This window comes from Rhodopseudomonas sp. P1, assembly GCF_039642825.1.
Taxonomy (GTDB): domain Bacteria; phylum Pseudomonadota; class Alphaproteobacteria; order Rhizobiales; family Xanthobacteraceae; genus Rhodopseudomonas; species Rhodopseudomonas palustris_H.
Window position 1 is genome coordinate 1434858 of the sequence record NZ_CP088006.1, and the last position, 25345, is coordinate 1460202.

Below are 25345 nucleotides of genomic sequence, written 5' to 3' on the forward strand. Positions count from 1 at the left end.
AGGTGAGACATGGGCGACAATGACGGCCAGGTGCCGCTTCCCGACCTCAACGGTGCCGATGCGCCGCCGCTGGCCGACGTCGGTTACCAGGAAGACGAACAGATTTCGCGCGTTGCCGCCGATCTCGAGGCGGTGTTCGACGTGCCGGTGCAGGTGTCGGCCGTGCTCGGCCGATCGAAGATGGACGTCGGCGAGCTGCTCAAGCTCGGACCCGGCGCAGTGCTGGAGCTCGATCGCCGCGTCGGCGAGGCGATCGACATCTATGTGAATAACCGCCTGGTGGCACGCGGCGAAGTCGTGCTGGTCGAGGACAAGCTCGGCGTCACCATGACGGAAATCATCAAGGCGGACACTTAAACGCGAAGCGCGCGAGACTCGCGCGGCAGGAGATCTAGGAGCAATCCATGCGGCTTCTCATCGTCGGCACCCTGAAGGGCCAACTCACCACCGCGACCAAGATCGCGATCGATAACGGTGCGTCGGTCACGCACGCCGCCGACAACGAACAGGCGATGCGGGTGTTGCGAGGCGGCAAGGGCGCCGACCTGCTGCTGGTCGATGTCGCGCTCGATATTCGCGACCTGGTGATGCGGCTGGAGGCCGAGCACATTCACGTGCCGATCGTCGCCTGCGGCATCGCCTCCGATGCCCGGGCCGCGGTTGCCGCAATCCACGCCGGCGCCAAGGAGTACATCCCGCTGCCGCCGGATCCGGAGCTGATCGCCGCGGTACTGGCGGCGGTGGCGAACGACAGCCGCGAATTGGTGTACCGCGACGACGCTATGGCCAAGGTGGTGAAGCTGGCGCAGCAGATCGCCGGCTCCGAAGCCTCGGTGATGATCACCGGCGAGTCCGGCACCGGCAAGGAAGTGCTCGCGCGCTACGTCCACAGCCGTTCCAATCGCGCCAAGAAGCCGTTCATCAGCATCAACTGCGCGGCGATCCCCGAACACCTTTTGGAATCCGAACTGTTCGGCCACGAGAAGGGCGCCTTCACCGGCGCCGTGGCCCGCCGTATCGGCAAGTTCGAAGAAGCCAGCGGCGGCACGCTGCTGCTCGACGAAATCTCCGAGATGGACGTGCGGCTGCAGTCCAAGCTGCTGCGCGCGATTCAGGAGCGGGTGATCGACCGCGTCGGCGGCAAGAGCCCGGTGCCGGTCGACATCCGCATCCTCGCCACGTCGAACCGCAATCTGTCGGAAGCGGTCCGCGAGGGTACCTTCCGCGAGGACCTGCTGTTCCGGCTCAACGTCGTCAATCTGAAGATCCCGCCGCTGCGCGAGCGGCCGGCGGACATCCTCGAACTCGCGCAGCACTTCGCCAAGAAATACGCCGACGCCAATGGCGTGCCGCTGCGGCCGCTGTCGGCCGAAGCGCGCCGCGTGCTCACCACCAATCGCTGGCCGGGCAACGTTCGCGAACTGGAAAACACCATCCACCGCGCGGTGCTGATGGCGCAGGGCGATGAGATCGGCCCAGAAGCAATCATCACGCCGGACGGCGACCGGCTGGATCAAGCCAAGACCCCGCCGGCGGTGGCGCATGCCACCTTCGCGGCTGAGCAGGTTACTCGCGCGCTGGTCGGTCGTACCGTGGCCGACGTCGAGCGTGATCTGATCCTGGAGACGCTGAAGCACTGCCTGGGCAACCGCACCCACGCGGCCAACATCCTCGGCATCTCGATTCGCACGCTGCGCAACAAGCTCAACGAATATGCCGACGGCGGCCTGCCGATCCCGCCCGCCGGCGGCGGCGAGCCCCGCGCCTTCGTGTCGATGGGTTGAGCGCCATCTTCATGTTACCGCGACCCTGAAGAGAGCCCTCCGGCCCCCTCTGGAAGGTCTCTCCTCCGCCCCTCCTCCTGAAAGGAGGTGGGGCGGAGAGGGCCGCTCTCTCAAAAGACCAGCTACTGTCCAGCGTCATTCCGGGCTCGCGCGTGGCGCGCTCCGGAATGACGACAATTCAGATCACGAATATTTCGGTGCGTCGGGGTTGCGGAAGATCCGGATCGGATCGCCGGGCGTCAACTTCGGCGTTGTCAGCATCGCGTAGGCGTACAGCGCGAGGTAGCCGCAGGCGAGCGCGCCGACCACGTAGAACATGAACATCCCGAACCGCTTCATCGCTCGCCTTTTGGGTCACCGGCCATGCGGCCGCAGGTGCGAGCATTGGCGCAGGATCGTGCCGGCGGCAAGGCGGCCAAAGCCGAACGGCCGCGGCAAACGGCTGCGGCGCAGCAGGACGGGCTGCCAGCCCTGAACCAGCACGCCCCTCCGACTTGCACTGCCGCCCGCAGACGCTAGCTTGCGGCCAGCCGAGTCGCGGGGGCGCCCCGCGCCAGTTCCGAAAGCCCATGACCACCTTCACCCCTGTCCAGGACGAGGCACTGAAAGCCGTCGGCGCCTGGCTCAAAGCCAAGCCCGGCCGCAACGGCACGCCGCTGGTGTTCCGGCTGTTCGGATTCGCCGGTACCGGCAAGACCACGCTGGCGCGTGAAATTGCCGAAGGCGTCGATGGCGAGGTCAAGTTCGCCGCCTTCACCGGCAAGGCGGCCCTGGTGATGCGCAACAAGGGGTGCGACGACGCCTCCACCATCCATTCGCTGATCTACCGCACCAAGGAGAGCGGCGTCGAACAGCCGAGCTTCGAGCTGTGGGACGACGCGCCGGCCTCCAAAGCCAAGCTGATCGTGATCGACGAATGCTCGATGGTCGACGAGGAGCTCGGCCGCGACCTGATGTCGTTCGACTGTCCGCTCTTGGTGCTCGGCGATCCGGCGCAACTGCCGCCGATCCAGGGCGGCGGCTTTTTCACCAATGCCGAGCCCGACGTGATGCTGACTGAGGTGCATCGCCAGGCGCAGGACGATCCGATCGTCCGGCTGTCGATGGACGTGCGCGAGGGCAGGGGACTCGAACGCGGCCGCTATGGCGATACCGAGGTGGTGACGCGCGATCAGCTCGATCCGCAGCGGGTGATGGATGCCGATCAGGTGCTGGTCGGCCGGAATAACACCCGCCGCGCCTACAATGCGCGCTTCCGGCAGCGGCTGAACATCGAAGATCCGTTTCCGGTCGGCGGCGACAAGCTGGTGTGCCTTCGCAACAACCGCAAGAAGGCGCTGTTTAACGGCGGGCTGTGGCGGGTGAAGTCGCGCTCGCCGATCAAGACCAAGATCATCACCATGCGGGTGACGCCCGATGAAGAGTTCGGCGGCCGCCTTACCAAAGTCTCGGTACGTCAGGAGTGTTTCTCCGGCGGCATCGAAGATATCAGCTGGGATCAGCGCAAGCCCTATGACGAGTTCGACTACGGCTACGTGCTCACCGTGCACAAGAGTCAGGGGTCGCAATGGGATGACGTCGTGCTGTTCGACGAGAGCTTTGCGTTCCAGGACAGCCGCGCCCGCTGGCTCTACACCGGCATCACAAGGGCGGCGAAACGGCTGAGCGTGGTGGTGTAGCCCACAGGCTCCGTCATTCCGGGGCACGCGCTCTCGCGCGTGAACCCGGAATCCCGAGATGTTTTGCACCGACTCGTTTTCCAACAACGTCGGGATTCCGGGTTCGCTCGCGCTGCGAGCGCCCCGGAATGACGGGGCCGGATGAAGTTACTCCGCCTTCCGCGCCACAAAAGTCATCCGCCACGGATTGTGGCCGATGTTGCGGTCGGCGCGGCGGGGGGTGAAGCCGGCGGCGGTGAGTTTGGCCAGCATCTCGGCCTCGCTGTAGCGCTGCAGGCCGATCTTGGTGCGCAGCTCGCGGTAGTCGGACAGCGCCGTTCGCGCCAATCCCCACAGCGCATCCTTCATGAAGCCGTGGCGGCGCGCCATCAGTAGCAGCGACAGCACATCCCGCGGCATCCCGACTTCGGGCCGCAGGATATCGCCGAGCACCAGGCTGCCGGGGGGCGACAGCAGCCGCCGGATCACCGCGAAGGCCTGGTCGAGTTCGGCCGGCTTCATGTATTGCGCCACCGAATTCATCACCACGAGGTCCACTGACCCGTCAGCCATGGTGCGCAGGTCGTCGAGCGAGCGAACCCGGATCTTGGTGTTGAGCGCGTAGCGGGCAATCAGCCGGCCGCGCACCCCGGGAGCGGGCTCCGCCAGGATCAGCTTGCCGCAGGCGTCCGCGACGCTGGGGGCTGACAGCGCCTCGCCGCAGGAATAGTCCAGCACCACTGCACCGGGGGAGGGGATATAGTCGATGATGTCCCTGGCGATCTCGGCAAAATGCACGTCGCGATGGCGTTTGCTGACATAGATCGTGTGGGTGGAGTCGTAATAGTCGATCCAGTCGTCCATCCCGTGACCCCGAAACACCCGCCGAACCAGGCCGAACGCGGCCAAATCACGGCCGATCGGTGCAGTGCCGCTGTCTTCGCATGGCTGTTCCATGAATGGAACGCCACCGGACGCAGCGCGTTGACGAGGGGTCTAACGTGTTTCGCGGGAAACACCAATGCACAGCCGAAACATCCAAGACCGAGATTTCGGAACCGGCTTGGATCGACCGGGCCGCGGCCGCCCCGCCTGACCGTTGCATTCACCCTCCGTCAACCGCATCACCGCAGGACGCTTCATCGTGACCAAAGCCAAATCCGCCTCCGTCGCCCCCGAACTCGACACCCCGACCGACCTGCCGCCGCAATCGGTGGAGAAGATCTCGACTGCGCTCAACGGCCTGCTCGCCGACTCGTTTGCGCTGTATCTGAAGACCAAGAATTTCCACTGGCACATCAGCGGCCGTCACTTCCGCGATTATCATCTGTTGCTCGACGAACAGTCGGCGCAGATTCTCGCCACCACCGACGAGCTCGCCGAGCGTGTGCGTAAGGTCGGCGGCACCACGCTGCGCTCGATCAGCCATATCTCCAAGCTGCAGACCATCCAGGACAATAACGACGACTACGTGCCGCCGCGCGAGATGCTGCGCGAGCTGATGAACGACAACAAGAAGGTCGCCGCCGCGATGCGCAAGGCGCACGAGATCGTCGACGAGTGCAAGGATGCGGCCAGCGCCGGCCTGCTCGAGAACTTCATCGACGAGACCGAAAAGCGCACCTGGTTCCTGTTCGAAGCCACCCGCCAGGAAGGCGCCAACGAGGCGTAAGGGGCGAGGGCCGTTACAACAGGCCCTCATTGAATAGGCTGCCAGAGAGCCTTCCCCCAGCACCGAAACTCCCTCACCCCGCCCTTGCGGGGAGAGGGGGACACGCGCACTGATCTTGTAGCTTCAATTTATCTTCGACTCTCGGCCTCGCGGACAGGCTCCGTCACCTGACCGGCTGCGCCGATCCACCTCTCCCCGCTCGCGGAGAGAAGTGCCAACGTTCTGTGAGACGCTGCAGGAGGAACCCTGACGTTTACTTCGCCCACAGCCGCAGCAGCGGCCCGTTCTTGCCGTATAACGGATCGGTCTCCGGTAGCGATACCTTCGGAATTGTCTGCAGCGCCTTGCGATAATTGTCCGGGGTAGGACGTGTGACCTGCATCTTGGGCCCGGGGGGATAGGCGCCAACCACCGAGAAGTCGTGGCTGGCGAACAGGCATTTGTGGCCGGTGCCGGCCGGCAGCACCGCGACGTCACCCGGCGTCAACTCGATTGCTTCGCCTTGTTCGCCGCCGAACAGCACCATCGCACGGCCGCGCGCGACGCCGAGCGCCTCATGCACCGTAGCGTGATAATGCTGGTAATCGAAAATCCCGTTGCGCCAGCGATCGCCCCAGCCATTGCGTTCGAACAGATCCTCGACCGCTTGCTCCGGATCGCGGCCGCCGATGTCGACCGCGTGCTTGTAGAGCAGTAACGGCAGCGGGTTGTTCGGGATCAGCCCGTCGTCATCGAACACCAGCGCAAGCGGTTTGATCTGGTCGCGGGCAAGCGACATGGCGTCTCCAGCGCGTGCAGGGAAGGATCGTCAGCTTGCTGAGACAACGTGACGTAGCGCCGGGCGTTCCCGCCTTCGTCACCCGCCTAATACACGTCATTCCGCCACGCGCGGACAAGCGCGAACCCGGAATCCAACGGTGACTGTGCCCGGACCAAATTCCGGGTTCGCGAGCTACGCTCGCGCCCCGGAATGACAAGTTGAGAGGATGATATGAATAAGGCCGCCGCGGTTAGGCGGCGGCTTTCTTCGCGCGCATCAGATCGGTGAAGCGGCGGAACAGGTAGTGCGAGTCCTGCGGGCCGGGCGAGGCCTCGGGGTGGTACTGCACCGAGAACACCGGCTTGTCGGCCAGCGCAATGCCGCAGTTCGAGTCGTCGAACAGCGACACGTGGGTCTGCTGCACGTTGGCCGGCAGCGTCGATTTGTCGACCGCGAAGCCGTGGTTCATCGAGGTGATCTCGACCTTGCCGGTGGTCAGATCCTTGACCGGATGATTGGCGCCGTGGTGGCCTTGATGCATCTTCACGGTCTTGCCGCCGAGCGCGAGGCCGAGCATCTGGTGGCCGAGGCAGATGCCGAAGGTCGGCACGCCGGTCTCGATCACCTTCTGGATCACCGGCACCGCGTATTTGCCGGTGGCAGCCGGATCACCCGGGCCGTTCGATAGGAATACGCCGTCCGGCTTCATCGCCAGGATGTCTTCGGCCGAGGTGGTGGCAGGCACCACGGTGACCTTGCAGCCTTCGCCGGCGAGCAGCCGCAGAATGTTGCGCTTGATGCCGTAGTCGATCGCGACGACGTTGAACTCCGGCTTGTCCTGCCGGCCGAAACCTTCACCCCATGCCCACGGCGTCTCGTCCCAGGTGAAGCGCTGGCCGGAGGTGACCATCGGCACCAGGTCCATGCCTTCCAGGCCGGGCCACTCGCGGGCCTCTTCCTTCAGCGCGTGCAGATCGAATTCGCCGTTCGGCGAATGCGCGATCACCGCGTTGGGCATGCCCTTCTCGCGGATCAGCGCGGTCAGCGCGCGGGTGTCGATGCCCGACAGGCCGATGATGCCGCGCGCCTTCAGCCAGGCGTCGAGATGGCGCGCCGAGCGATAGTTCGACGGATCGGTGATGGCGCTGCGCAGGATCACGCCGCGCGCGCCGGGCGTCGCCGCCATGTTCACCGTCTCGATATCCTCGTCGTTGGTGCCGACGTTGCCGATATGCGGGAAAGTGAAGGTGATGAGCTGCCCGGCGTAGGACGGATCGGTGAGGATCTCCTCGTAGCCGGTCATCGCGGTGTTGAAGCAGACCTCGCCGACGGCGTGGCCTTCTGCGCCGAGGCCGAAGCCCTCGAACACGGTGCCATCGGCGAGCACGAGCAGCGCGGTCGGCTTGTGGTCCGGCCAAGCGGGATGGGATGCTGAATTGGTCATGAGCGCACTACATAGTCGCGGGCGTTGCCGACGTCAAAGCGCCGCCCCCCTCCAATTGTCCGCTTTTGGACGAGATTTGACAGGGAATTTGGCTGTCCTAGGCTTCGCGGCGGGCGCAGGGGCAGAATCGTGCGCGGGGAGAGGTTGAATGGACACATCATTGCCGGTGGTGCTGGTGCCCGGTTTGGCGGGCTCGCCGCGGATCTACGCCCCAATCCTCCCCGCGCTATGGGCTTGCGGCTCGCCGGTGACGGTCGCCAACCACATCCGCGACGACAGCATGGCGGCGATCGCCCGGCGAATCCTCGCCGAGGCGCCGGCGCGGTTCGCGCTCGCCGGGCACTCGATGGGCGGCTACATCGCGTTCGAGATCATGCGTCAGGCGCCAGACCGGGTCGCCAAGCTGGCGCTGATCAACACCCAGGCCCGGCCCGACAGTCCGGAAGCCACCGAGCGCCGCACCCGGCAGATCGGGGAAGCCGAGGCCGGCCAGCTGCACGCGGTGCTGGACGAGCTGTATCCCGGCTTCGTCCACCCGTCGCGCCGCGAGGACGCTGCGCTGCAGAGGATCGTCCACGATATGGGCGACGACGTCGGCGACGCCGGCTTCGTCCGCCAGCAGCGGGCAATCATCGCCCGTGCCGATTCCCGGCCCACGCTGGGGACCATCGGCTGTCCGACCCTGGTGGTTTCCGGCGACACCGACACCACCATTCCGAACAGCCTGTCGCAGGAAATGGCGGAAGGCATCAGCGGCGCCCGGCTGGTGATCATCCCCGGTTGCGGTCACCTGCCGCAGATCGAGCAGCCCGCCGCCACCGCCGCCGCCCTGGCGGCCTGGCTGCGGAACTAGAGTTGTTTCGGCCGGCTGAACCGCCTACATCAGGCGCGAAAACCGTCTCCTCGTCATTGCGAGGAGCGCAGCGACGAAGCAATCCAGAGTCCCGCATGCGGAGCGCTGGATTGCTTCGCTTCGCTCGCAATGACGGTCCCGACGAAGATACGAAGGAGCCCGACATGCTGCGCGACGACATCAACAACGCCGTGAAAGAGGCGATGAAAGCCAAGGACGAGCGCAAGCTGTCGACGCTGCGGATGGTGAATTCGACCATCAAGAACGCCGACATCGAAGCCCGCGGCCAGGGCAAGCCGCCGCTGTCGGACGGCGATCTGCTCAGCCTGCTGCAGAAGATGATCAAGCAGCGCCAGGAATCGGTCGAGCTGTACGACAAGGGTGGCCGCGCCGAACTTGCCGACCAGGAGCGTGCCGAGATCGCCGTGATCCAGGCCTACCTGCCGCAGCAGATGTCCGACGACGAAGTCAAAGCCGCGATCTCCGCCACCATCTCCGAAACCGGCGCCGCCGGCATCAAGGACATGGGCAAGGTGATCGGCGCCCTTAAGGCGAAGTACGCCGGCCAGATGGATTTTGGCAAGGCGAGTGGAATGGTGAAGGCGGCGCTGACGGGTTAGTTGGCGCTGACGATTGCTCGTTGATCCTAACCATGGGCACGTCATTCCGGGGCGCTCGCGTAGCGAGCGAACCCGGAATCCCGTAGTTAGTGTGCGCGGCACCCACCCCGGATGAACTCTTCGAGATTCCGGATTCGCCGCTGCGCGGCGCCCCGGAATGACGGTGCTTGTGGCTGACGCTGCTGACTCCGTCAGTGCGAGCGCAGCGAAGCAATCCAGTCAAGTGTACTGGGCTGGATTGCTTCGTCGCTGCGCTCCTCGCAATGACGGAATCGTAGCCACTGCACTCGTTAGTGCCCCATCGCCGGCTTCGCGCTGCGGTCGACGCTGCGTAGGGACAAAGCGAGCGGGATCATCAGGGCGGCGATGACCCCGAGCGCGACGAACACGTCCAGATAAGCCAGCAGCGCCGCCTGGGTCTGGACCATCTGTCCGACCACTGCCATCGCACTGCCGGACTTGCTGCCGGTGGCGTTTTGGGTGCCGAGATAGCCCTGGATCTGCGCGAGCGTGTCGTGCAGCACCGGATTCCATGATCCGACGTGTTCGCTCAGCCGGCTCTGGTGAAACTGCTCGCGCCGCGCCAGCACGGTCTGGCTGATCGAGACGCCGATCGAGCCGCCGAAATTGCGGGCGAGGTTGATCATCGCCGAGGCCTGATCGGTCTTGTCAGGCGGGATGCCATCGTAGGACGCGGTGGTGATCGGGATGAAGATCAGCGGCAGGCCGATGCCGAGATAGATCCGCGACAGCGCGAAGAACCAGTAGTCGGCGTCCGGCGACATCCGCATCAGGTCGATCATCGCGCCGCCGGCGATGGTGGCGCCGAGCGCGATCAGCCAGCGCGGCTGCACCGAGCCGCCGAGCCGGCCGACGATCACCATCATCACCATGGTGACGAGGCCGCCGGGCGAGATCACCAGTCCGGCCAGCGTCGCCGTGTAGCCGAACCGCTCCTGTAGCAGTTGCGGTACGATCTGGGTGGTGGCGATCAGGAGCGCGCCGGTCGCCAGCATGATCACGAAGCAGGTGCCGAACTGCCGGCCGGTCAGCATCCTGACGTCGATCAGCGGCCGCTCGCGCGACAGCTCCCACGGCACGAAGGCGATCAGCGCCGCTGCCGAGATGATCGCGAAGGTGACGATGAAGGTTGAGCCGAACCAGTCGTCGACCTGGCCACGGTCGAGTACGACTTCGAGCGCACCGAGGAAGGTCGCGACCAGCACGAAGCCGACGATGTCGAAGTTGAGCCCCTTCACCCATAGCTTGGCGCGCTCCTGCCGCTGCTTTTCGGAGGAGGGAATGATCAGGTAGATCAGCGCCAGTGTGATCACGCCGACCGGCACGTTGATCAGGAAGCACCAGTGCCACGACAGATTATCACTGAGCCACCCGCCGAGCGTCGGGCCAACCACCGGCGCCACCACCACGGCGATGCCGTACAGCGCAAAACCCTGGCCGCGCTTGGCCGGCGGAAACGCCGCCGCGAGGATCGACTGCGCCACCGGCGTCATGCCGCCGCCGGCCAGCCCCTGCATGATCCGGAACAGCAGCAGCGATTGTAGATTCCAGGCAAAGCCGCACAGCAGCGAGCTCACCGTGAACAGCGCGATGCACACCAGAAAGAAGTTCTTGCGGCCGAACATCTGGGCGATCCAGCCCGACGCGCACAGCACGATCGAGTTGGCGACCAGATAGGTCGTCACCACCCACGAAGCCTCGTCGCCCGACACCGCAAGGCCGCCGGCAATGTAGCGCAGCGCGACGTTGGCGATGGTGGTGTCGAGCACTTCCATGAAGGTCGCGACCGACACCAGCACCGCGATCAGCCACGGATTGGCGCCGCCATATTCGCCTTCGCTGTCGGCCATGGCGAGAGCCTTACGGGCGGACGGTGACGCGCGGCACCACCGACATGCCCGGGCCGAGCTCGACGTCCGGCGGCTGATCGAAGGTGATCTTCACCGGCACGCGCTGCACCACCTTGACGTAGTTGCCGGTGGCGTTCTCGGCGGGCAGCAGGCTGAACGCCGTGCCGCTGCCGGCCTGGATGGAGTTGACGTGGCCGGGATACGATTTGCCGTAGGCGTCGATGTGAATGTCGACGCTCTGGCCGACCCGCATCAGCTCGAGCTGCGTCTCCTTGAAATTGGCGGTGACCCAGACATCGAGCGGCACCAGCACCATGATGGCCTGGCCGGGGGAGGCGAGGGCGCCGACTGCCCCGGTCAGCTTGGCGATGCGGCCGTCGGTCGGCGCGCGCAGCTCGGTGCGCTGCAGATTGGCGTCGGCCTGCTCCTTTTGCGCCTGCGCGGCCTTGAGCTGCGCCTTGGCCTGCTCGACCTTGGCGCGCAGCACGTCGATCTGACGGTCGGCGGCGAGCTTGGCGGCGTTGGCGGCGTCGAGCGCGGCCTTCTTGCTGGTGAAGTCGGATTGCGCCTGCTGGGCGCGCTGCACCGTGCCGGCGCCCTTCTGCACCAGCTCCTGATAGCGCTGGTTCTCGTCGGTGGCGAAGGTGAGCGCGGCTTGCGCTTCCTGCACCTGCTGATTGGCCTGCTGGATCTGCGCCTGCTGCGCGCCGATCTGCGCCTCGATGTCGGTGATCGAAGCCTGCGCCTGCAGGATCTGCGCGGCCGCCTGATCGACCGCGGCCTTGTAGTCGCGCGGATCGATCGTCGCGAGCAGGTCGCCTGCCTTGACGATCTGATTGTCGGTGACGTTGACGCCGGTGATCGCGCCCGACACCTGCGGGCTGATCAGCACCGTGCGAGTGTCGATGAAAGCATCGTCGCTGCTCTCGTAGTTGCGGGCATGCAGCCACCACAAAATGCCGCCGATGATCGCTGCGATGATCAGCACCGCCCCGATGCTGGCCGCCACTGGATGACCACCGATCAGCGCTTTAAGGCCGCCGGGTGGGCTCGGGCGGCGGTCCGATTCGCTGCCGGGGCGGTCGCGGGTGTCGTCGTCGCGACGTCGCTGTTCGGTCGGAGGGAGAGCCGGCGATCGCGACGGCGCAGGCGTCGCTTCAGGCCGGGCATCTGCAGAACGACGGTCGCGATCCGCGAAATCGGAACTGGCGGAGGAGGGGCTGTCCAGGGTGCTCATGAGGAAACGCTCTTGCGCGCGGCATCGCCGCGCCAGCCGAAGCAACACTGCAGTGCAAAACAGGTTCCATTCGGAAACTGCAGAGGATGCCCGCGATCAGAGGCAGCGATCTCGACGCAAAATTCGCTCGTCCGAGTGTTCACGACGGTGTGAAAGGAGGTTCGGCGACCGCGCTGGCAGCGGGGGGAGTCGGCGAGATTGCCAAAACCCGTTCGAATGCCTCGGTGAGTGGCCAATTTCCCGCTTATTGCGACGCGAATTAGTTGTGCGATGCGGCGGGAACTAATCGAGGCGCATAGCTCGCATTGGTCGGCTTGCTACCAAGCTGATTGACGGTCGTCGAACTCCGCGCCTTAATACATGCAACTAATAACGAACGATGCCCACGAACCAGGGAGGAGCGACCATGTCGATCTCCGGTAAGGTTGATCCCGTGGTGCGGCCGATCACGATCGGCGACATTGCGGAAGCGTTGGGTCAGGGGCTGCGGGACTTTCAGGCCGCGCCGCTCTACGGCCTCGCTTTCGGCGCGTTCTATGCAGCGGGCGGATTGCTGATTCTCGCCTGTCTGACGGCTTTCCATATGGTGTATCTGGCCTATCCGCTCGGCGCCGGCTTTGCGCTGCTTGGGCCGTTCATCGCGCTCGGGCTTTACGAAGTCAGCCGGCAGCGCGAGGCAGGCAGGCGGCCGTCGATGATGCAGATCATCGGCCTGATGCGCAGCCGCGGCGAACTTGGCTGGATGGCGTTCGTCACGCTGTTCCTGTTCGTGATCTGGATGTACCAGGTTCGGCTGCTGATCGCGCTGTTCCTCGGGGTCGGCGCGTCGTTCGGCAGCCTGCAGGAATTCATCTCCGCGGTGCTCACCACCAACGAGGGCCTGGTATTCCTCGCGGTCGGCAATTGCGTCGGCGCTTGTCTGGCCTTGGTGCTGTTCTCGCTGACGGTGGTGTCGTTCCCGCTGCTGCTGGATCGCGACGTCGATTTCGTCACCGCGATGGTGACCAGCGTTCGGTCGGTGGTGAAGAGCCCGCTGCCGATGATCGGCTGGGCCGCCACCATCGTCGTGCTGCTGGCACTCTCGGCGCTGCCGTATTTCCTCGGTCTAGTGGTGACGCTTCCTGTGCTCGGTCATGCCACCTGGCACCTGTATCGAAAGATCGTTGCGCCGGTCGCCGCGGAGATGCCGGAGAGCGAGTCCGAGACCAGCAACGTTGTGGTGATGCCGAAGCGCGCCGCCACAGGCTGACGCCTCCAGATCGACACGCGCCGGTCTCACTCCGGCGCGCCGGGGACGATGACGCTAGCGGGCCGGAGCGCGGCGATCATCCTCAGTGGCGGCTGCTTCGTGGTCTGTGGGGCGCGACCGCTTTCCAGCCGGCTTGTCAGCGACGACAGGATCGCCGGCCGGCCCGGTGGGGCACCCAGCCGCTGACATCGGTCATGCTGTGCTCCGTCTGCGGTTACGCTGACACATGAGCGGCTTCCGCGGCGGCATGCGCCGGGTCGGCGAACGGCAGCGGCTCTCCCGTCTCCAAAATGCTCTTCAGGCTGGCCAGCACCATCGGCCAGCCGAAGCTGATGCTCGGCAATGTCGCGCTGCCTTCGTCGAAGTCTTCGTGGGTGACTGTCAGCTTGACGAGATCGCCTTGCGGCTCGATCTCGTAGGTGACGCGCGACGGTTTCTCCTGGCGCATCGCCGGGTCCCACACCGAGACCCAATCGTAGGCCAGCCGACGCGGCGGATCGGACTCGACGATGGTGCAGCGGTTCTTGATCTCGCCGCCTCGCTCCATCGTCATTTTCGAACCGACCGTCCAGTCCGAGCGCAGCGTGCAGTCCATCCAGTAGCGCCGGGTGAAATCGGCGTCGGTCAACGCGTGCCAGAGCCGCTCTGGCGTGGTGCGGATATAGGTGACGTAGGCGAATTCCGGCTTACTCATCGCGCGTCTCCAATTTGCGTTTCAGGTCGCTGAGGGCGGCGAGCCGGCCGCGCTCGAATTTCCTGATCCAGCGGTCGCCGATCTCGTGGATCGGCACCGGATTCAGGTAGTGAAGCTTCTCACGGCCGTGTTTGACCGTGGCGACCAGATTGGCCGCTTCGAGAATCGCAAGGTGCTTGGTCACGGCCTGCCGCGTCATCGCGAGGCCGTCGCAGAGATCGCTCAGCGTCTGCCCGTTACGGGCGTGGAGCCGGTCCAAAAGGGCGCGCCGCGAACCGTCCGCCAGCGCTTTGAAGACCTCATCCATGGCGGCGATAATAGGCAACCAAAAGGTTGCATGTCAACACCGAGCAGCGACGCGGCCTTTTCGCCAGTCGTCGCAGTCGCCCAGGGCTGCTAACGTCTCGGCTGGAATCGTTGCGTGAATGGGAATGCCATGTCTCTCGAAATGTACCTGACCTTCGTCACCGCCTGCATCGTGCTCGCTCTGCTGCCGGGGCCGGTGGTGACGCTGGTGATCGCCAACGGCCTGCGTCACGGCACCCGCTCAGCATTGCTGAACATCGCCGGTGCGCAGCTCGGGCTTGGTCTGGTGATCGCGCTGGTCGCCGCCGGTCTCACCACGCTGATGGCGACGATGGGCTATTGGTTCGACTGGGTACGGTTTCTCGGCGCAGCCTATCTGGTCTGGCTCGGCATCGGCCTGATCCGGAAGCCGATCGAAGGTCTGTCGACCGATCAGCCGCCGCCTCCGCCGCGCGGCGGCTTCTTCCTGCAGGGCTTCTTGGTGCTGCTGGCAAATCCGAAGGTGCTGGTGTTCTTCGGCGCGTTCATTCCGCAGTTCGTCGACATGCAGCGCGAGACGGTGCCGCAGGTGGCGCTGCTCGGCGTCACCTTCATGGTGATCGCTGCGATGACGGATGCGATCTACGCGCTGCTCGCCGGCCGCGCCCGCACGATGTTCTCCGCGCACCGCACACGGCTGCTGTCGCGGATCTCCGGCGGCTTCATGATCGGCGGCGGCGTCTGGCTTGCGCTCAGCCGGGCGAAATAAGGCGCGGCCTTTGCCTTGTTGTGGGTAGGCTAAGCCGACGAAGCAATCCGGCTCCCGAGTGCTAGGCGCATCTGGATTGCTTCGTCATCGGCTTGCAATGGCGCAGCGAGGTTTGCGGTGGTCCCGCTATCGCAGCGCCTGCTGTTGCCGCAGCGTGTCTCCGATCGCGCTCAGAACGCGTGTGAGCCGGCTAGCCCATTCCACCTGGCCAGCCTCGTCGGTGATCTGATCCTGGCGGATTTCGATGCCCGAGGTGATCAGGCCGCGTGCGGTGCCGTGCACCGGGATGGTGTAGTCGGTGCCGTCGGCGACCGCGTAAGGCTGGTTGTCGCCGACAACCAGGTCCGGCTCGCGCCGCAGCTCGGTGAGCAGCAGCGGCGGCAGCACAGTGCAGTCCTGATACAGCGTGCCAATGTGCCAGGGCCGTGCCATGCCGTGATACACCGGCGTGAACGAATGCAGCGCCAGCAGCACGGTCGGCTGGCCTGACAATTGCCGATCTTCGATCGCCGCTTCGATCCGCTGGTGGTACGGATCGAAGATCAGCCGCCGCCGCTCCGCGGCATGCTCGCGAGTCAGTCCGTCGTTGCCGGGGATCGTCGTCGCCTCGCTGACCAGCGGGATCGAACTCTCGGCGCTCGGCGGCCGATTACAGTCGATCACCAGCCGCGAATAGCACTGCGCGATTAGATGTGCGCCGAGCGCATCGGAAACCCGTTCGGCGACGCCTGCGATGCCGACGTCCCAGGCGATGTGGCGCGTCAGTTCGGCTTCGGGCAGGCCGAGATCGCCGAGCTGCGTCGGGATCCGGCGGCCGTAATGGTCACACACCAGCAGGAACGGCGATTGTCCGTTCTGATTGCGCTCGATCACCGGAGGCTCTCCGGCATCGAGGCTGAGGAAATTATCGCGCACGCCGTCCATCACCGAACCTGCCTATGCCTTTTGTCGTCCGAGCCCCACCGAATCGGTAGCGGATTCGCCGGCGCCGCGTCGAGACGATTGAACTTCGCCGTCACGAACCGGGCATGACATCCCGCCGACGTTTGGATAGCTTCGGCCCGACTTGCTGAAGTTGCGGTGAATGATGTCCGATCGTCTGTTCGTTTATGGCACGCTGATGCGCGGCTACGACCATCCGATGGCCCGGCTGCTATCGTCGAATGCGGAGTTTCTTGGGGCAGCTTCGATGCCGGGCCGGCTGTATCTGGTGCGGCATTATCCCGGCCTGGTGCCGTCGGATGATCCGGCCGATCGCGTTCACGGCGAAGTGTTCCGGCTGCATCGGCCGGACGAGGTGCTGGCGCAGCTCGACGATTACGAAGGCTGCGGCCCGCGCGACCAGCGCGCGGAGTACCGGCGCGAGATCGCCCGCGTGACGCTGGCAGGCGGCACCGAGCTCGACGCGTTCGTGTACTATTTCAATTGGGATGTGGCGCGGCTACCGCGCATCGAAACAGGGCGGTTTCAGCCGGAAGCGTTTTCCGGCTGAAAGGGCCTGAAGACTTCTAGCCGGTAAGGTGCAGCTCGATCCGCGCATTGGCGGCCAGCGGCAGCAGGGTCAGCCAATCCGGATCGCCAGGCTCGGTGAGGCAGAAGCTCGGAAAGTCATAGGCTTCGACCGAAGCGGTGGCGATATCGAGCACGTGGCCGCAGTCGTCGCATTTCCAGGAATGGATCTCGTACACCCCGTCGATGGCTTCTACGCCGAGCGACGTCATCTGCGCATTGCAATGGGCACAATTAGCCATGGTCTGGCTCCTTATCGTTCGAACGCGACGCCCCAGAACTTCGGAAGCGACGCGGGTGAGCCCTTTAAGCCTTGGCTGATCGTTCTCCCCCGACTCCCCCGCATTGCGCAGGGTGCGGCAGTTCAATCCCGCTTGCGCGGTGCAGCAATGAGCTGGATCAAACCGGCTCCGCTTGCGAATTGTCGCGGGTTTACAAGGGTATCGCCCATGCCGCAATGCGAAATATTGCGAGGTGATGACATGCGTGTGCAACCGCGCAACTACACGCAAATACAACTATCGGTCTACGACGGAGCGGCTCACACGTGGCTTTCCGGCTGAAAGGACGAAGTTTTTCGTCTGGAGCGACCGGTGGATAACTTGGACAACTCCGGCCCCATTAACCCATGGGGACCGGCAGCCTATATCCATGGTCGGTTGGCGCCGCTGCTGAGCGCTGTTTGCTGAAGCCCTTAAAACCTCCCGAGCCCATGCGCTTCTCGCCGCAGTTCCTCGACGATCTGAAAGCCCGGCTGTCGGTGTCGGAGGTGGTCGGCCGTCGCGTCAAGCTGAAGAAGGCCGGGCGGGAGTGGAAGGGGCTGTCGCCGTTCCAGCAGGAGAAGACGCCTTCGTTCTTCGTCAATGACGAGAAGCAGGCCTGGTTCGACTTCTCCTCAGGCAAGAACGGCTCGATCTTCGACTTCGTGATGCTGACCGAGGGTGTCGATTTCCCGGAAGCGGTCGAACGGCTGGCCGCGATGGCAGGCGTCGCGCTGCCGGTGCAGACGCAGGAATCCGCGCGCCAGGAGCAGCGCCGCAAATCGCTGTACGACGTGATGGAGCTGGCGGCGAATTACTTCGCCGACAATCTCGCCTCGCGCGCCGGTGCGCGCGCCCGCGGTTATCTCGCTGATCGCGCCATCATGCCGGGCACGCAGGTCAAGTTCCGCCTCGGCTACGCGTCGAACGAGCGCTACGCGCTGAAGGAGTATCTCGGCAAGCACGGCGTGCCGGTGCCCGACATGATCGAGGCCGGGCTACTATCGGCGGGCCCTGATATTCCGGTGCCGTTCGACAAATTCCGCGACCGCGTGATGTTTCCGATCACCGATCTGCGCGGCCGTGTGATCGCGTTCGGTGGCCGTGCGCTGGAGAAGGACGTCGCGGCGAAGTACCTGAACTCGCCGGAGACGCCGCTGTTTCACAAGGGCGATAATCTCTACAACCACGCGCCCGCGCGCAAAGCCGCGCACGACGGCGGCGCGGTGATCGTGGTCGAGGGCTATGTCGACGTCATCGCGCTGGTCACCGCGGGTTTTCCGGCCACCGTCGCGCCGCTCGGCACCGCGCTGACCGAAGCGCAATTGCAGCACCTCTGGAAGATGGCCGACGAGCCGATCCTGTGCTTCGACGGCGACCGCGCCGGCCAGAAGGCGGCGTATCGCGCCGCCGACCTCGCGCTCCCGCATCTGAAGCCCGGCAAGAGCCTGCGCTTTGCGCTGCTCCCTGAAGGACAGGATCCCGACGATCTCGCCCGCGCCGGCGGCCGGCTTGCGGTCGAGGAGGTGATCGGTGCGGCGCGCCCGCTCGCCGATATGTTGTGGGCGCGCGAGGCGGAGGGCGGGATGTTCGCCACCCCGGAGCGGCGCGCGGCGCTGGAGGCCCGGATCAACGAGCTATCCCACGGAATCCGCGACGAAATTGTCCGCAAGCACTATCGCCAGGACCTCACCGACCGGCTGCGCGCCGCATTCGCCCCTCAGGGCGGATTTGGCGGGGGCTATGGCGGCGGCTTCGGGGGCGGTTTCCGGGGCGGCGGGGGGGCGATTCGGGCCGGCGATTCGCCCCGCGCGGCGGTTTTCCACAGGGCGGCGGCGGGTTTGCCCCGCGCGGGCGCCCGGGACAACCGACGCCGATGCTGGGCCGCGGCCCCTACCAGATTGCCAGCCCGGACCTGATCGCCAGCCCGATCATGCGCGGTCAGCGCTCGGCGATGTCGCGCCGCGAGGCCCTGATCCTGATCTCGCTGCTCAACCACCCCTGGCTGCTCGACGACCATCTGGAGGAAATCGCCGCGCTGGAATTCGCCCATCCGGAGGCGCACCGGCTGCGGGCGGCGATCATCGCCGCCTTCGCCCAGCATCACCACCGCGGCGACGATCCGGTCGAGCAGGCCGAGAAGCTCCGCGCAGATTTGGTTAAGGCAGGATTATCCGAGCAATTGCAGCGGGTTGAGCGGGCGATTACGACCTCGGCGGTGTGGGGGGCGGGCCCCAAGGCGGCGCGCGAGGACGTCCTTTCGACGTGGCAGCAACTCGTTGCCTTGCATCGACAATCCCACTCCTTACTTAGGGAATTGAAGGATGCCGAGCTGGCTTTGGGTGAAGACGGCAGCGAGGCGAATATGCGGTGGTTGAACGACGTCAAGGCGCGCCTGGCGCAGGTCGAGGGGACCGAGGCGCTGATCGAGGGATTCGGCGAATCCTCCGGCCGGTTCCAGCGCAGCGTGTGAGGCGGTCAGCGGAAGGCCCCGGGCGGGTGTCGAGTCGAAAAGACTCGCCAATCCCCGGATTTAGCTGCAAAAACAGGGTTAGTAAGGGCTTAACGGCATTCCGGTAGAAGGCCTTCGGGCGACCAATTTGGGTAACCAGCGAGCGGGATCGTGCGGGGTGGCGCAGGCGGGCGCCGCCCTTTGTGCGTCTCTCCCGATAAGGCAAGTTTTCATGGCGGCGCGGTGACGCCTCGTCCGTGAGCGCGTTCAGGAGCAGTGGATGGCCAGCAAGGCGAAGACGGTTCAGGTGCAGGACAAGGACAAGGACGACAAGGTAGACGCGCCGGAGAAGGACTCCGTCGACGCTCCCTCGCCGCTCCTCGACCTGTCGGATGCGGCCGTCAAGAAGATGATCAAGCAGGCGAAGAAGCGCGGCTTCGTCACCTTCGATCAGCTCAATGAAGTGCTGCCCTCCGACACCACGTCGCCGGAGCAGATCGAAGACATCATGTCGATGCTGTCCGACATGGGCATCAATGTGTCCGAGGCGGAAGACACCGAGGCCGAAGAGGAAGAGGCCAAGGAAGAGGCCGACGAGGAGCTCGACAACGATCTGGTCGAAGTCACCGCCAAGGCCGTCACCGAGACCAAGAAGTCCGAGCCCGGCGAGCGCACCGACGATCCCGTCCGCATGTATCTGCGCGAGATGGGCACCGTCGAGCTGCTGTCGCGCGAGGGCGAAATCGCGATCGCCAAGCGGATCGAAGCCGGCCGCGAGGCGATGATCGCCGGCCTGTGCGAAAGCCCGCTGACGTTCCAGGCGATCATCATCTGGCGCGATGAACTCAACGAAGGAAAGATCTTCCTTCGCGACATCATCGATCTCGAAGCGACCTACGCCGGCCCCGAGGGCAAGAACAACATCGGCGAGCCCGGTGAGGAAGCCGCGGCCGAAGGCGAGGGCGGTGCGCCCGCGCACGTCGCGCCGCCGGCGGCTCCGCCGTCCGCCACCCCGTTCCGTCCCGCGCAGCAGCGCGGCGCCGCGCCGGCCGAAGGCGAGGGCGAAGGCGCGCCCGAGGGCGATGGCGACGACGACGAGTTCGAGAACCAGATGTCGCTCGCCGCGATCGAGGCCGAGCTCAAGCCGAAGGTGGTCGAGACCTTCGACAAGATCGCCGACAACTACAAGAAGCTGCGCAAGCTGCAGGAGCAGGACATCGCCAACCAGCTGCAGAACGAGCAGCTGTCGCCGTCGCAGGAGCGCAAGTACAAGAAGCTGAAGGACGAGATCATCGTCGAGGTGAAGTCGCTGCGCCTCAACCAGGCCCGTATCGACTCGCTCGTCGAGCAGCTCTACGACATCAACAAGAAGCTGGTGTCGTTCGAGAGCCGCCTGATGCGGCTCGCCGACAGCCACGGCGTCGCCCGCGACGACTTCCTGCGCAACTATCAGGGCTCGGAGCTCGATCCGCGCTGGCTCAACCGGGTGTCGAAGCTCTCGGCCAAGGGCTGGAAGAACTTCGTCCACCACGAGAAGGACCGGATCAAGGACCTGCGCCAGGAAGTGCAGTCGATGGCGGCGCTCACCGGCCTCGAGATCGGCGAATTCCGCAAGATCGTCCACTCGGTGCAGAAGGGCGAGCGCGAAGCCCGTCAGGCCAAGAAGGAAATGGTCGAGGCCAACCTGCGCCTCGTGATCTCGATCGCCAAGAAGTACACCAACCGCGGCCTGCAGTTCCTCGATCTCATTCAGGAAGGCAACATCGGCCTGATGAAGGCGGTCGACAAGTTCGAGTACCGCCGCGGCTACAAGTTCTCGACCTACGCCACCTGGTGGATCCGGCAGGCGATCACCCGCTCGATCGCGGACCAAGCCCGCACCATCCGCATCCCGGTGCACATGATCGAGACGATCAACAAGATCGTCCGCACCTCGCGGCAGATGCTCAACGAGATCGGCCGCGAGCCGACCCCCGAAGAGCTCGCCGAGAAGCTCGGCATGCCGCTGGAGAAGGTCCGCAAGGTCCTGAAGATCGCCAAGGAGCCGCTGTCGCTCGAAACCCCGGTGGGTGACGAAGAGGACAGCCATCTCGGCGATTTCATCGAGGACAAGAACGCGGTGCTGCCGATCGACGCCGCGATCCAGTCGAACCTGCGCGAGACCACCACGCGCGTGCTGGCCTCGCTGACCCCGCGCGAAGAACGCGTGCTGCGCATGCGCTTCGGCATCGGCATGAACACCGACCACACGCTGGAAGAAGTCGGCCAGCAGTTCTCGGTGACCCGCGAGCGCATCCGCCAGATCGAAGCCAAGGCGCTGCGCAAGCTGAAGCATCCGAGCCGGTCGAGGAAGCTGCGGAGCTTCCTGGATAACTAACGAGAGTAGGGTGGGCAAAGGCGCAGTTGCGCCGCGCCCACCTTCCACGCCTGATGAAGCCGAGGCCAAGCCGATGGCATCGAAGCGGCAGCTGATCGAGGTCGACGAGACCACCGCCACCCGCCTGCGCGAACGCGCCGATGCGCAGGGCATCTCGGTCGCCGAAGTGGTCGCCAGCCTCACGGCGCTGTCGGAAAGTCCTGTCGAGATTTCCGCCGAAGACCTCGCCGACCTCGACCGCCAATGGGCGGCGATTCAGTCCGGCCAGGAGGCGACGATCCCTCACGAGCAGGTCGCCCAATGGCTGGAGACCTGGGGCACGCCGGACTACAAGCCGTTTCCGGTGAAATGAAGCGCCGGCGCCATGAAGCTCTCGTGGTCGCTGCCTGCGCTTGCCGACCTCAACCGCTTCGCGGCTTTTCTTCAGGATCATCATCCCGCCTTGGCCCGGCGCATCGGCGTCGAAATCTTAAAGCGGGCGGAAGTCCTCAGCGACTACCCGGAATTTGGCCGCCCGATCCGTGATAGGGATTTTCGCGAGCTGGTCCTTCCGGTCATGGGTGGGACCTACGTTCCCCGTTATGCCCACGGCGACAACGGCGTCGTCATCCTGCGCGTCTTCCACAGCCGCGAACAGCGCGACACATAGGTCACCACAAGCCGCAGCGCGCTCCCTCTCCCGCTTGCGGGAGAGGGCTGGGGTGAGGGCGACACGAGCGCTGACTCGGCAAGCGCCACAGGATAAGTTGGCCGAAGCCGCGACCCATCATCTTCGCTGCGGCGCATGACGCCTTCGGCGTATGTGTCCTACGGGGCTGCTATTCCGCCGCGCCCGCGTAGCGCGCAATCTTGATCTCGCCGGCGCGCTTGCGCGCCTCGGCGATATCGAAGCTGTTCTGCATGCGCATCAGAGTGTCCATCGATACGCCGAACGCCTTTTCGATGCGGAGCGCCATCTCGGACGACAGCGAGGCGCGCTCGTTCAGAACCGCGGACAGCGCCGGCCGGGTGACGCCCAAGACTTTCGCGGCTTCGGTGACGGACAGCCGGAGCGGTTCGATGATCTCGTGCTTCACGAAGCTGCCGGGGTGTACCGGGCTTTTCATGCGCAGGTCGGTCTTTGTCCGCATCGTCGGTCTCATCAAAGCGTCCTAATGGTAGTCCTCGTCGTCGAGATCGATGATCTCGATCCCATCCTTGTCGATCTGGAAGGTTAGCCGCCAGTTCTTGGTGACGAATAGACTCCATGCCCCCTTGCGATCCCCGGTCAGCCTGTGCGCCTTCCAGCTCGGGACTGTTCGGAGTTCGTCCTCCCGCTCCATGTCCTGCAGAAACGAAATCATGCGGCGCAGCTTGTCCGCGATAGCCGCTTGAACCCCGCCAGCATCATCCTCGTCGATGAGCCGCCGGAGCCCTTGTGCAGGACATTCCGAATTCTCATGGACAGAAAGATAGAGGACGGCGGTGTCTTCCGTAAAGCGACGCTTTACACTCCGGAGCAAAGATACGATCCGCGTTACGCCGGGACCTGCCGGGCTAAACCCGGCTACGCCCGCCACTCCCGTACCAAGCCCGCCCATTCGCAGCCCGCTCCCTCTCCCGCCTGCGGGAGAGGGCTGGGGTGAGGGCGCCCCGAGCACCGTGCCCGTGGCACCCCCACCCCCGACCCCTCCCCGCAAGGGGGAGGGGAGAAGAGCCGCAGCGCGCTCCCTCTCCCGCTTGCGGGAGAGGGCTGGGGTGAGGGCGACACGAGCACTGAGCCCGTGGCACCCCCACCCCCGACCCTTCCCCGCAAGGGGGAGGGGAGAAGAGCCGCAGCGCGCTCCCTCTCCCGCTTGCGAGACCTCTGCGAAACTTGTTGATTTGGCGAGTTGGCAGCTGGAGGGGTGATGGCGTGATGCGATTTGGCTGCGAGCGGCGGTTTCGGCCGCCGTGGCCGGAGATTGGTCAGCGGATGGCGGCTGCGGTTCGCAGGTTGTAGGCGATCGAGATTAGATCGAGGTGGAATGCGTTGGCGGTGATGCCGGCGTAGCGCATGCGGGTGAAGCCGTAGCGGCCTTTGAGTTGCGAGAAGGTCCGTTCGATCGCCTGCCTCACGCGCCCGATCAGCTTGTTGCGTACGGCCTGCCATCGCGGCAGCGTCTTCTGGTGTTTGTTGCGACGATGCTGGATGCGATCCTTGATGCCACGAGCTTTGAGGGCTTGGCGGCGCGCACGCTTCTCGTAGGCCTTGTCGGCATAGACCGCCTTCTCGTCGCCGAGGACGAGATCGTCGGCGACTTGGCTCTCATACGTCTTCGCCCCGGTCAGTTTGCGGGCCCGGATCAGCCCCGATCCCTGATCGATTGCGATGTGCGCCTTGTAGCCGAAGAACAGCTGGCGCTTGGGGCCCTGCCTTGTCCAGTTGGCTTCCGGATCGTGTGACGAGCGGCTCTCGACCTCGCGCGGGGTCGATCCCGAGGCAGGCGTCCGCCCTGAACTTTGAACCAGGGTTGCGTCGATCAAAGTCCCTGTCCTCAAGACATATCCAGCCGCTTCGAGCTGCCGGAGAACTTCCTGAAACAGGGCGTCTCCCAGGCCGGCCTGCTGCAAGGCATTGCGAAACCGGCAAAGCGTCGTCTCGTCGGGTGTCTGCGCATCCAGCGCGAACCCGCAGAAGCGCCGGAACGAAACTCGGTCGAGCAGGGCCTCTTCGAGACCGGGGTCGGACAGTCCGTACCACTGCTGCAGCAACAAGGCTTTGAACATTGTCAGCGGCTCGTAGGGCGGCCGACCGGTCTCGCCCGGCCGCACCTTCCGGATCAGGACGGCAAGACGGCCCCAATCGAGCAGGCCCGAAATGCGCTCCAGCCGCTCGTTGCGCCCAAAGCCCGCCGGCAGCAAAGCCTCAATGAAACTGTCCTGCGCCATCCCGTTCACCTCCGACTAAGCGCAAGTGAATCACATCTGGATAGAACAGTCAGGTTTTGCAGAGGTCTCGCTTGCGGGAGAGGGCTGGGGTGAGGGCGACGCGAGCACCGTGCCCGTGGCACCCCCACCCCCGACCCCTCCCCGCAAGGGGGAGGGGAGAAGAGCCGCAGCGCGCTCCCTCTCCCGCTTGCGGGAGAGGGCTGGGGTGAGGGCGACACGAGCGCTGAGCCAACCGGCTTGTCTTCCTCCCTCCCGGCGCAAGGAGAAGACCATGCGTTTCGGCGTGACGGTCAGGCGGCATTGACTCTCCGCCGCGTTCTGCTTTTGTTCTTTCACCCAACACGGTGAGCCCTCATGGACCTCGAACAGACCCGTTCCGAGATTGCGCAGCTGCGCGATCAAATCCGCCGCAAGCAGGCCGACCTTGTCCAACTGCAGCGCGCCGGCATCCGCACCGACGACGCCGAGGCCATTCTGCGAAGGATGCAGGATCGGCTGGACAAGCTCTGCGCCGATCGCGACCGCCTGGCCGGGGAGCAGCGACGGACCTATGCCGGGCGCAACAAGCTCATTCGTGGTCCGCTGGCGAGGAGAGTGTGATGGCCGTTCCGCCGATCAAGTGGTTCGAGGAGTCCGACGACCATTCCGACTTCGTCAAGGCGCTCGCCGAGGTGCGGCGTCTCGGGACCCGCGAAGGTTGGTGTTATCACCACGTCCAGGCCATCATGCTGTCGATCGACCAATACGCCGAAAGCGCGCTCGGCAACCGCGAGTACTTCTGGAACAAGCCGCACGGGATGCGATAGCGACCAGCGCAAGATGGCCCCCCGCCCAACGACCGCCATCCGCCCCGCGCCCACCCCGAGCCGCAGCGCGCCCCCTCTCCCGCGTGCGGGAGAGGGCCGGGGTGAGGGCGAGGTGAGCACTGACGCGGCAGTTAG

The 25345-nt window shown here is 65.1% G+C and carries 27 protein-coding genes and 1 pseudogene; 15 read left to right on the forward strand and 13 right to left on the reverse strand.

The features are described from left to right. Positions 1-9: 9 nt before the first annotated feature. Both fliN and LRC39_RS06750 read left to right on the forward strand, forming a co-directional pair. Entirely contained in the window at positions 10-357 is a 348-nt protein-coding gene (gene fliN / locus LRC39_RS06745; RefSeq protein WP_011156831.1) for a flagellar motor switch protein FliN, read from the forward strand. A 47-nt stretch (positions 358-404) separates the two neighbouring features. Next, positions 405-1784 carry a sigma-54-dependent transcriptional regulator FlbD gene (locus LRC39_RS06750; RefSeq protein WP_107343410.1) on the forward strand — a complete coding sequence of 460 codons (1380 nt, stop codon included), beginning with the start codon at positions 405-407 and terminating at the stop codon, positions 1782-1784. A 183-nt stretch (positions 1785-1967) separates the two neighbouring features. On the opposite strand, the gene LRC39_RS06755 is transcribed toward LRC39_RS06750, so the two are convergent. Beyond that, entirely contained in the window at positions 1968-2123 is a 156-nt protein-coding gene (locus LRC39_RS06755) for a hypothetical protein (protein WP_199852195.1), read from the reverse strand. A gap of 230 nt (positions 2124-2353) precedes the next feature. On the opposite strand from LRC39_RS06755, the gene LRC39_RS06760 reads away from it, so the two are divergent. Then, the gene (locus LRC39_RS06760; protein ID WP_164634330.1) at positions 2354-3463 is read left to right on the forward strand and encodes an ATP-dependent DNA helicase; all 1110 of its coding nucleotides are present in this window, start codon (positions 2354-2356) and stop codon (positions 3461-3463) included. Between the two features lie 147 nt (positions 3464-3610). Here LRC39_RS06760 and LRC39_RS06765 read toward each other — a convergent pair whose 3' ends face one another. Further along, complete coding sequence (locus LRC39_RS06765) at positions 3611-4306, reverse strand: class I SAM-dependent methyltransferase (protein ID WP_107357420.1); 696 nt, start codon at positions 4304-4306, stop codon at positions 3611-3613. A 280-nt stretch (positions 4307-4586) separates the two neighbouring features. Here LRC39_RS06765 and LRC39_RS06770 point away from each other — a divergent pair, with 280 nt between their 5' ends. After that, complete coding sequence (locus tag LRC39_RS06770; RefSeq protein WP_107346473.1) at positions 4587-5114, forward strand: Dps family protein; 528 nt, start codon at positions 4587-4589, stop codon at positions 5112-5114. 253 nt (positions 5115-5367) lie between these two features. Here LRC39_RS06770 and LRC39_RS06775 read toward each other — a convergent pair whose 3' ends face one another. Beyond that, positions 5368-5892, reverse strand: a complete 525-nt coding sequence (locus LRC39_RS06775; protein WP_346296735.1) for a hypothetical protein — start codon at positions 5890-5892, stop codon at positions 5368-5370. A 232-nt stretch (positions 5893-6124) separates the two neighbouring features. Then, complete coding sequence (gene carA, locus LRC39_RS06780) at positions 6125-7318, reverse strand: glutamine-hydrolyzing carbamoyl-phosphate synthase small subunit (protein ID WP_346296736.1); 1194 nt, start codon at positions 7316-7318, stop codon at positions 6125-6127. Positions 7319-7466: 148 nt separating this feature from the next. Between carA and LRC39_RS06785 the strand changes: the two genes are divergently transcribed. Then, positions 7467-8171 carry an alpha/beta fold hydrolase gene (locus LRC39_RS06785; RefSeq protein ID WP_346296737.1) on the forward strand — a complete coding sequence of 235 codons (705 nt, stop codon included), beginning with the start codon at positions 7467-7469 and terminating at the stop codon, positions 8169-8171. Positions 8172-8335: 164 nt separating this feature from the next. Then, positions 8336-8791 carry a GatB/YqeY domain-containing protein gene (locus LRC39_RS06790; protein WP_346296738.1) on the forward strand — a complete coding sequence of 152 codons (456 nt, stop codon included), beginning with the start codon at positions 8336-8338 and terminating at the stop codon, positions 8789-8791. Positions 8792-9081: 290 nt separating this feature from the next. Here the strand turns inward: LRC39_RS06790 and LRC39_RS06795 are convergent, their stop codons facing one another. Next, positions 9082-10662, reverse strand: a complete 1581-nt coding sequence (locus tag LRC39_RS06795) for a DHA2 family efflux MFS transporter permease subunit (protein ID WP_346296739.1) — start codon at positions 10660-10662, stop codon at positions 9082-9084. 10 nt (positions 10663-10672) lie between these two features. Next, the gene (locus tag LRC39_RS06800; protein WP_346296740.1) at positions 10673-11671 is read right to left on the reverse strand and encodes an HlyD family secretion protein; all 999 of its coding nucleotides are present in this window, start codon (positions 11669-11671) and stop codon (positions 10673-10675) included. Between the two features lie 634 nt (positions 11672-12305). Between LRC39_RS06800 and LRC39_RS06805 the strand changes: the two genes are divergently transcribed. Next, positions 12306-13148: a DUF2189 domain-containing protein gene (locus LRC39_RS06805; protein ID WP_346296741.1), complete on the forward strand. Its 843-nt coding sequence runs from the start codon at positions 12306-12308 to the stop codon at positions 13146-13148. Between the two features lie 214 nt (positions 13149-13362). On the opposite strand, the gene LRC39_RS06810 is transcribed toward LRC39_RS06805, so the two are convergent. Both LRC39_RS06810 and LRC39_RS06815 read right to left on the reverse strand, forming a co-directional pair. Then, positions 13363-13842 (reverse strand): SRPBCC family protein, encoded by a 480-nt coding sequence (locus LRC39_RS06810; RefSeq protein ID WP_346296742.1) that lies wholly within the window; start codon positions 13840-13842, stop codon positions 13363-13365. Then, positions 13835-14149 (reverse strand): ArsR/SmtB family transcription factor, encoded by a 315-nt coding sequence (locus tag LRC39_RS06815; RefSeq protein ID WP_107343422.1) that lies wholly within the window; start codon positions 14147-14149, stop codon positions 13835-13837. Before LRC39_RS06815 ends, LRC39_RS06810 begins: the two co-directional genes overlap by 8 nt. 129 nt (positions 14150-14278) lie before the next feature. Here LRC39_RS06815 and LRC39_RS06820 point away from each other — a divergent pair, with 129 nt between their 5' ends. Beyond that, positions 14279-14896 carry a LysE family translocator gene (locus LRC39_RS06820; protein WP_346296743.1) on the forward strand — a complete coding sequence of 206 codons (618 nt, stop codon included), beginning with the start codon at positions 14279-14281 and terminating at the stop codon, positions 14894-14896. Positions 14897-15022: 126 nt separating this feature from the next. Here the strand turns inward: LRC39_RS06820 and LRC39_RS06825 are convergent, their stop codons facing one another. Further along, positions 15023-15820, reverse strand: coding sequence for an N-formylglutamate amidohydrolase (locus LRC39_RS06825; protein WP_346296744.1), 798 nt, complete (start codon positions 15818-15820; stop codon positions 15023-15025). 160 nt (positions 15821-15980) lie between these two features. On the opposite strand from LRC39_RS06825, the gene LRC39_RS06830 reads away from it, so the two are divergent. Further along, the gene (locus LRC39_RS06830) at positions 15981-16388 is read left to right on the forward strand and encodes a gamma-glutamylcyclotransferase family protein (RefSeq protein WP_346296745.1); all 408 of its coding nucleotides are present in this window, start codon (positions 15981-15983) and stop codon (positions 16386-16388) included. Positions 16389-16404: 16 nt separating this feature from the next. Here the strand turns inward: LRC39_RS06830 and LRC39_RS06835 are convergent, their stop codons facing one another. Beyond that, positions 16405-16647, reverse strand: a complete 243-nt coding sequence (locus tag LRC39_RS06835) for a hypothetical protein (protein ID WP_011156850.1) — start codon at positions 16645-16647, stop codon at positions 16405-16407. Between the two features lie 470 nt (positions 16648-17117). On the opposite strand from LRC39_RS06835, the pseudogene dnaG reads away from it, so the two are divergent. The 4 genes and pseudogenes from dnaG to LRC39_RS06855 all read left to right on the forward strand — a co-directional run bounded on the left by dnaG (position 17118) and on the right by LRC39_RS06855 (position 22143). Next, positions 17118-19138, forward strand: a pseudogene (dnaG, locus tag LRC39_RS06840) (DNA primase). A 259-nt stretch (positions 19139-19397) separates the two neighbouring features. After that, positions 19398-21494 (forward strand): RNA polymerase sigma factor RpoD, encoded by a 2097-nt coding sequence (rpoD, locus tag LRC39_RS06845; protein WP_047307036.1) that lies wholly within the window; start codon positions 19398-19400, stop codon positions 21492-21494. 73 nt (positions 21495-21567) lie between these two features. Then, positions 21568-21846 (forward strand): hypothetical protein, encoded by a 279-nt coding sequence (locus LRC39_RS06850; protein WP_346296746.1) that lies wholly within the window; start codon positions 21568-21570, stop codon positions 21844-21846. A gap of 12 nt (positions 21847-21858) precedes the next feature. Then, entirely contained in the window at positions 21859-22143 is a 285-nt protein-coding gene (locus tag LRC39_RS06855) for a type II toxin-antitoxin system RelE/ParE family toxin (RefSeq protein ID WP_346296747.1), read from the forward strand. 169 nt (positions 22144-22312) lie between these two features. On the opposite strand, the gene LRC39_RS06860 is transcribed toward LRC39_RS06855, so the two are convergent. From LRC39_RS06860 to LRC39_RS06870, 3 genes are all read right to left on the reverse strand, one after another. Continuing rightward, positions 22313-22636, reverse strand: a complete 324-nt coding sequence (locus tag LRC39_RS06860) for a HigA family addiction module antitoxin (RefSeq protein ID WP_011156854.1) — start codon at positions 22634-22636, stop codon at positions 22313-22315. Between the two features lie 9 nt (positions 22637-22645). Then, on the reverse strand, positions 22646-23074 hold the full coding sequence (locus tag LRC39_RS06865; protein WP_346296748.1) for a type II toxin-antitoxin system RelE/ParE family toxin: 429 nt from the start codon (positions 23072-23074) through the stop codon (positions 22646-22648). Positions 23075-23441: 367 nt separating this feature from the next. Continuing rightward, positions 23442-24404, reverse strand: coding sequence for an IS5 family transposase (locus tag LRC39_RS06870; RefSeq protein ID WP_264074900.1), 963 nt, complete (start codon positions 24402-24404; stop codon positions 23442-23444). A 354-nt stretch (positions 24405-24758) separates the two neighbouring features. On the opposite strand from LRC39_RS06870, the gene LRC39_RS06875 reads away from it, so the two are divergent. Together LRC39_RS06875 and LRC39_RS06880 are read left to right on the forward strand one after the other, a co-directional pair. Next, positions 24759-25004, forward strand: a complete 246-nt coding sequence (locus tag LRC39_RS06875) for a hypothetical protein (RefSeq protein ID WP_346296749.1) — start codon at positions 24759-24761, stop codon at positions 25002-25004. Next, complete coding sequence (locus LRC39_RS06880) at positions 25004-25210, forward strand: hypothetical protein (RefSeq protein ID WP_346296750.1); 207 nt, start codon at positions 25004-25006, stop codon at positions 25208-25210. The genes LRC39_RS06875 and LRC39_RS06880 overlap by 1 nt, the downstream gene beginning before the upstream one ends. Positions 25211-25345: the final 135 nt, after the last annotated feature.

Coding starts and splice junctions, on each gene's coding strand:
- fliN (WP_011156831.1), top strand. CDS start 10: ATGGGCGACAATGACGGCCAGGTGCCGCTTCCCGACCTCAACGGTGCC.
- LRC39_RS06750 (WP_107343410.1), top strand. CDS start 405: ATGCGGCTTCTCATCGTCGGCACCCTGAAGGGCCAACTCACCACCGCG.
- LRC39_RS06755 (WP_199852195.1), bottom strand. CDS start 2,123: ATGAAGCGGTTCGGGATGTTCATGTTCTACGTGGTCGGCGCGCTCGCC.
- LRC39_RS06760 (WP_164634330.1), top strand. CDS start 2,354: ATGACCACCTTCACCCCTGTCCAGGACGAGGCACTGAAAGCCGTCGGC.
- LRC39_RS06765 (WP_107357420.1), bottom strand. CDS start 4,306: ATGGACGACTGGATCGACTATTACGACTCCACCCACACGATCTATGTC.
- LRC39_RS06775 (WP_346296735.1), bottom strand. CDS start 5,892: ATGTCGCTTGCCCGCGACCAGATCAAACCGCTTGCGCTGGTGTTCGAT.
- carA (WP_346296736.1), bottom strand. CDS start 7,318: ATGACCAATTCAGCATCCCATCCCGCTTGGCCGGACCACAAGCCGACC.
- LRC39_RS06785 (WP_346296737.1), top strand. CDS start 7,467: ATGGACACATCATTGCCGGTGGTGCTGGTGCCCGGTTTGGCGGGCTCG.
- LRC39_RS06790 (WP_346296738.1), top strand. CDS start 8,336: ATGCTGCGCGACGACATCAACAACGCCGTGAAAGAGGCGATGAAAGCC.
- LRC39_RS06795 (WP_346296739.1), bottom strand. CDS start 10,662: ATGGCCGACAGCGAAGGCGAATATGGCGGCGCCAATCCGTGGCTGATC.
- LRC39_RS06805 (WP_346296741.1), top strand. CDS start 12,306: ATGTCGATCTCCGGTAAGGTTGATCCCGTGGTGCGGCCGATCACGATC.
- LRC39_RS06810 (WP_346296742.1), bottom strand. CDS start 13,842: ATGAGTAAGCCGGAATTCGCCTACGTCACCTATATCCGCACCACGCCA.
- LRC39_RS06815 (WP_107343422.1), bottom strand. CDS start 14,149: ATGGATGAGGTCTTCAAAGCGCTGGCGGACGGTTCGCGGCGCGCCCTT.
- LRC39_RS06820 (WP_346296743.1), top strand. CDS start 14,279: ATGTCTCTCGAAATGTACCTGACCTTCGTCACCGCCTGCATCGTGCTC.
- LRC39_RS06825 (WP_346296744.1), bottom strand. CDS start 15,820: ATGGACGGCGTGCGCGATAATTTCCTCAGCCTCGATGCCGGAGAGCCT.
- LRC39_RS06830 (WP_346296745.1), top strand. CDS start 15,981: ATGATGTCCGATCGTCTGTTCGTTTATGGCACGCTGATGCGCGGCTAC.
- LRC39_RS06835 (WP_011156850.1), bottom strand. CDS start 16,647: ATGGCTAATTGTGCCCATTGCAATGCGCAGATGACGTCGCTCGGCGTA.
- rpoD (WP_047307036.1), top strand. CDS start 19,398: ATGGCCAGCAAGGCGAAGACGGTTCAGGTGCAGGACAAGGACAAGGAC.
- LRC39_RS06850 (WP_346296746.1), top strand. CDS start 21,568: ATGGCATCGAAGCGGCAGCTGATCGAGGTCGACGAGACCACCGCCACC.
- LRC39_RS06855 (WP_346296747.1), top strand. CDS start 21,859: ATGAAGCTCTCGTGGTCGCTGCCTGCGCTTGCCGACCTCAACCGCTTC.
- LRC39_RS06860 (WP_011156854.1), bottom strand. CDS start 22,636: ATGAGACCGACGATGCGGACAAAGACCGACCTGCGCATGAAAAGCCCG.
- LRC39_RS06865 (WP_346296748.1), bottom strand. CDS start 23,074: ATGGGCGGGCTTGGTACGGGAGTGGCGGGCGTAGCCGGGTTTAGCCCG.
- LRC39_RS06870 (WP_264074900.1), bottom strand. CDS start 24,404: ATGGCGCAGGACAGTTTCATTGAGGCTTTGCTGCCGGCGGGCTTTGGG.
- LRC39_RS06875 (WP_346296749.1), top strand. CDS start 24,759: ATGGACCTCGAACAGACCCGTTCCGAGATTGCGCAGCTGCGCGATCAA.
- LRC39_RS06880 (WP_346296750.1), top strand. CDS start 25,004: ATGGCCGTTCCGCCGATCAAGTGGTTCGAGGAGTCCGACGACCATTCC.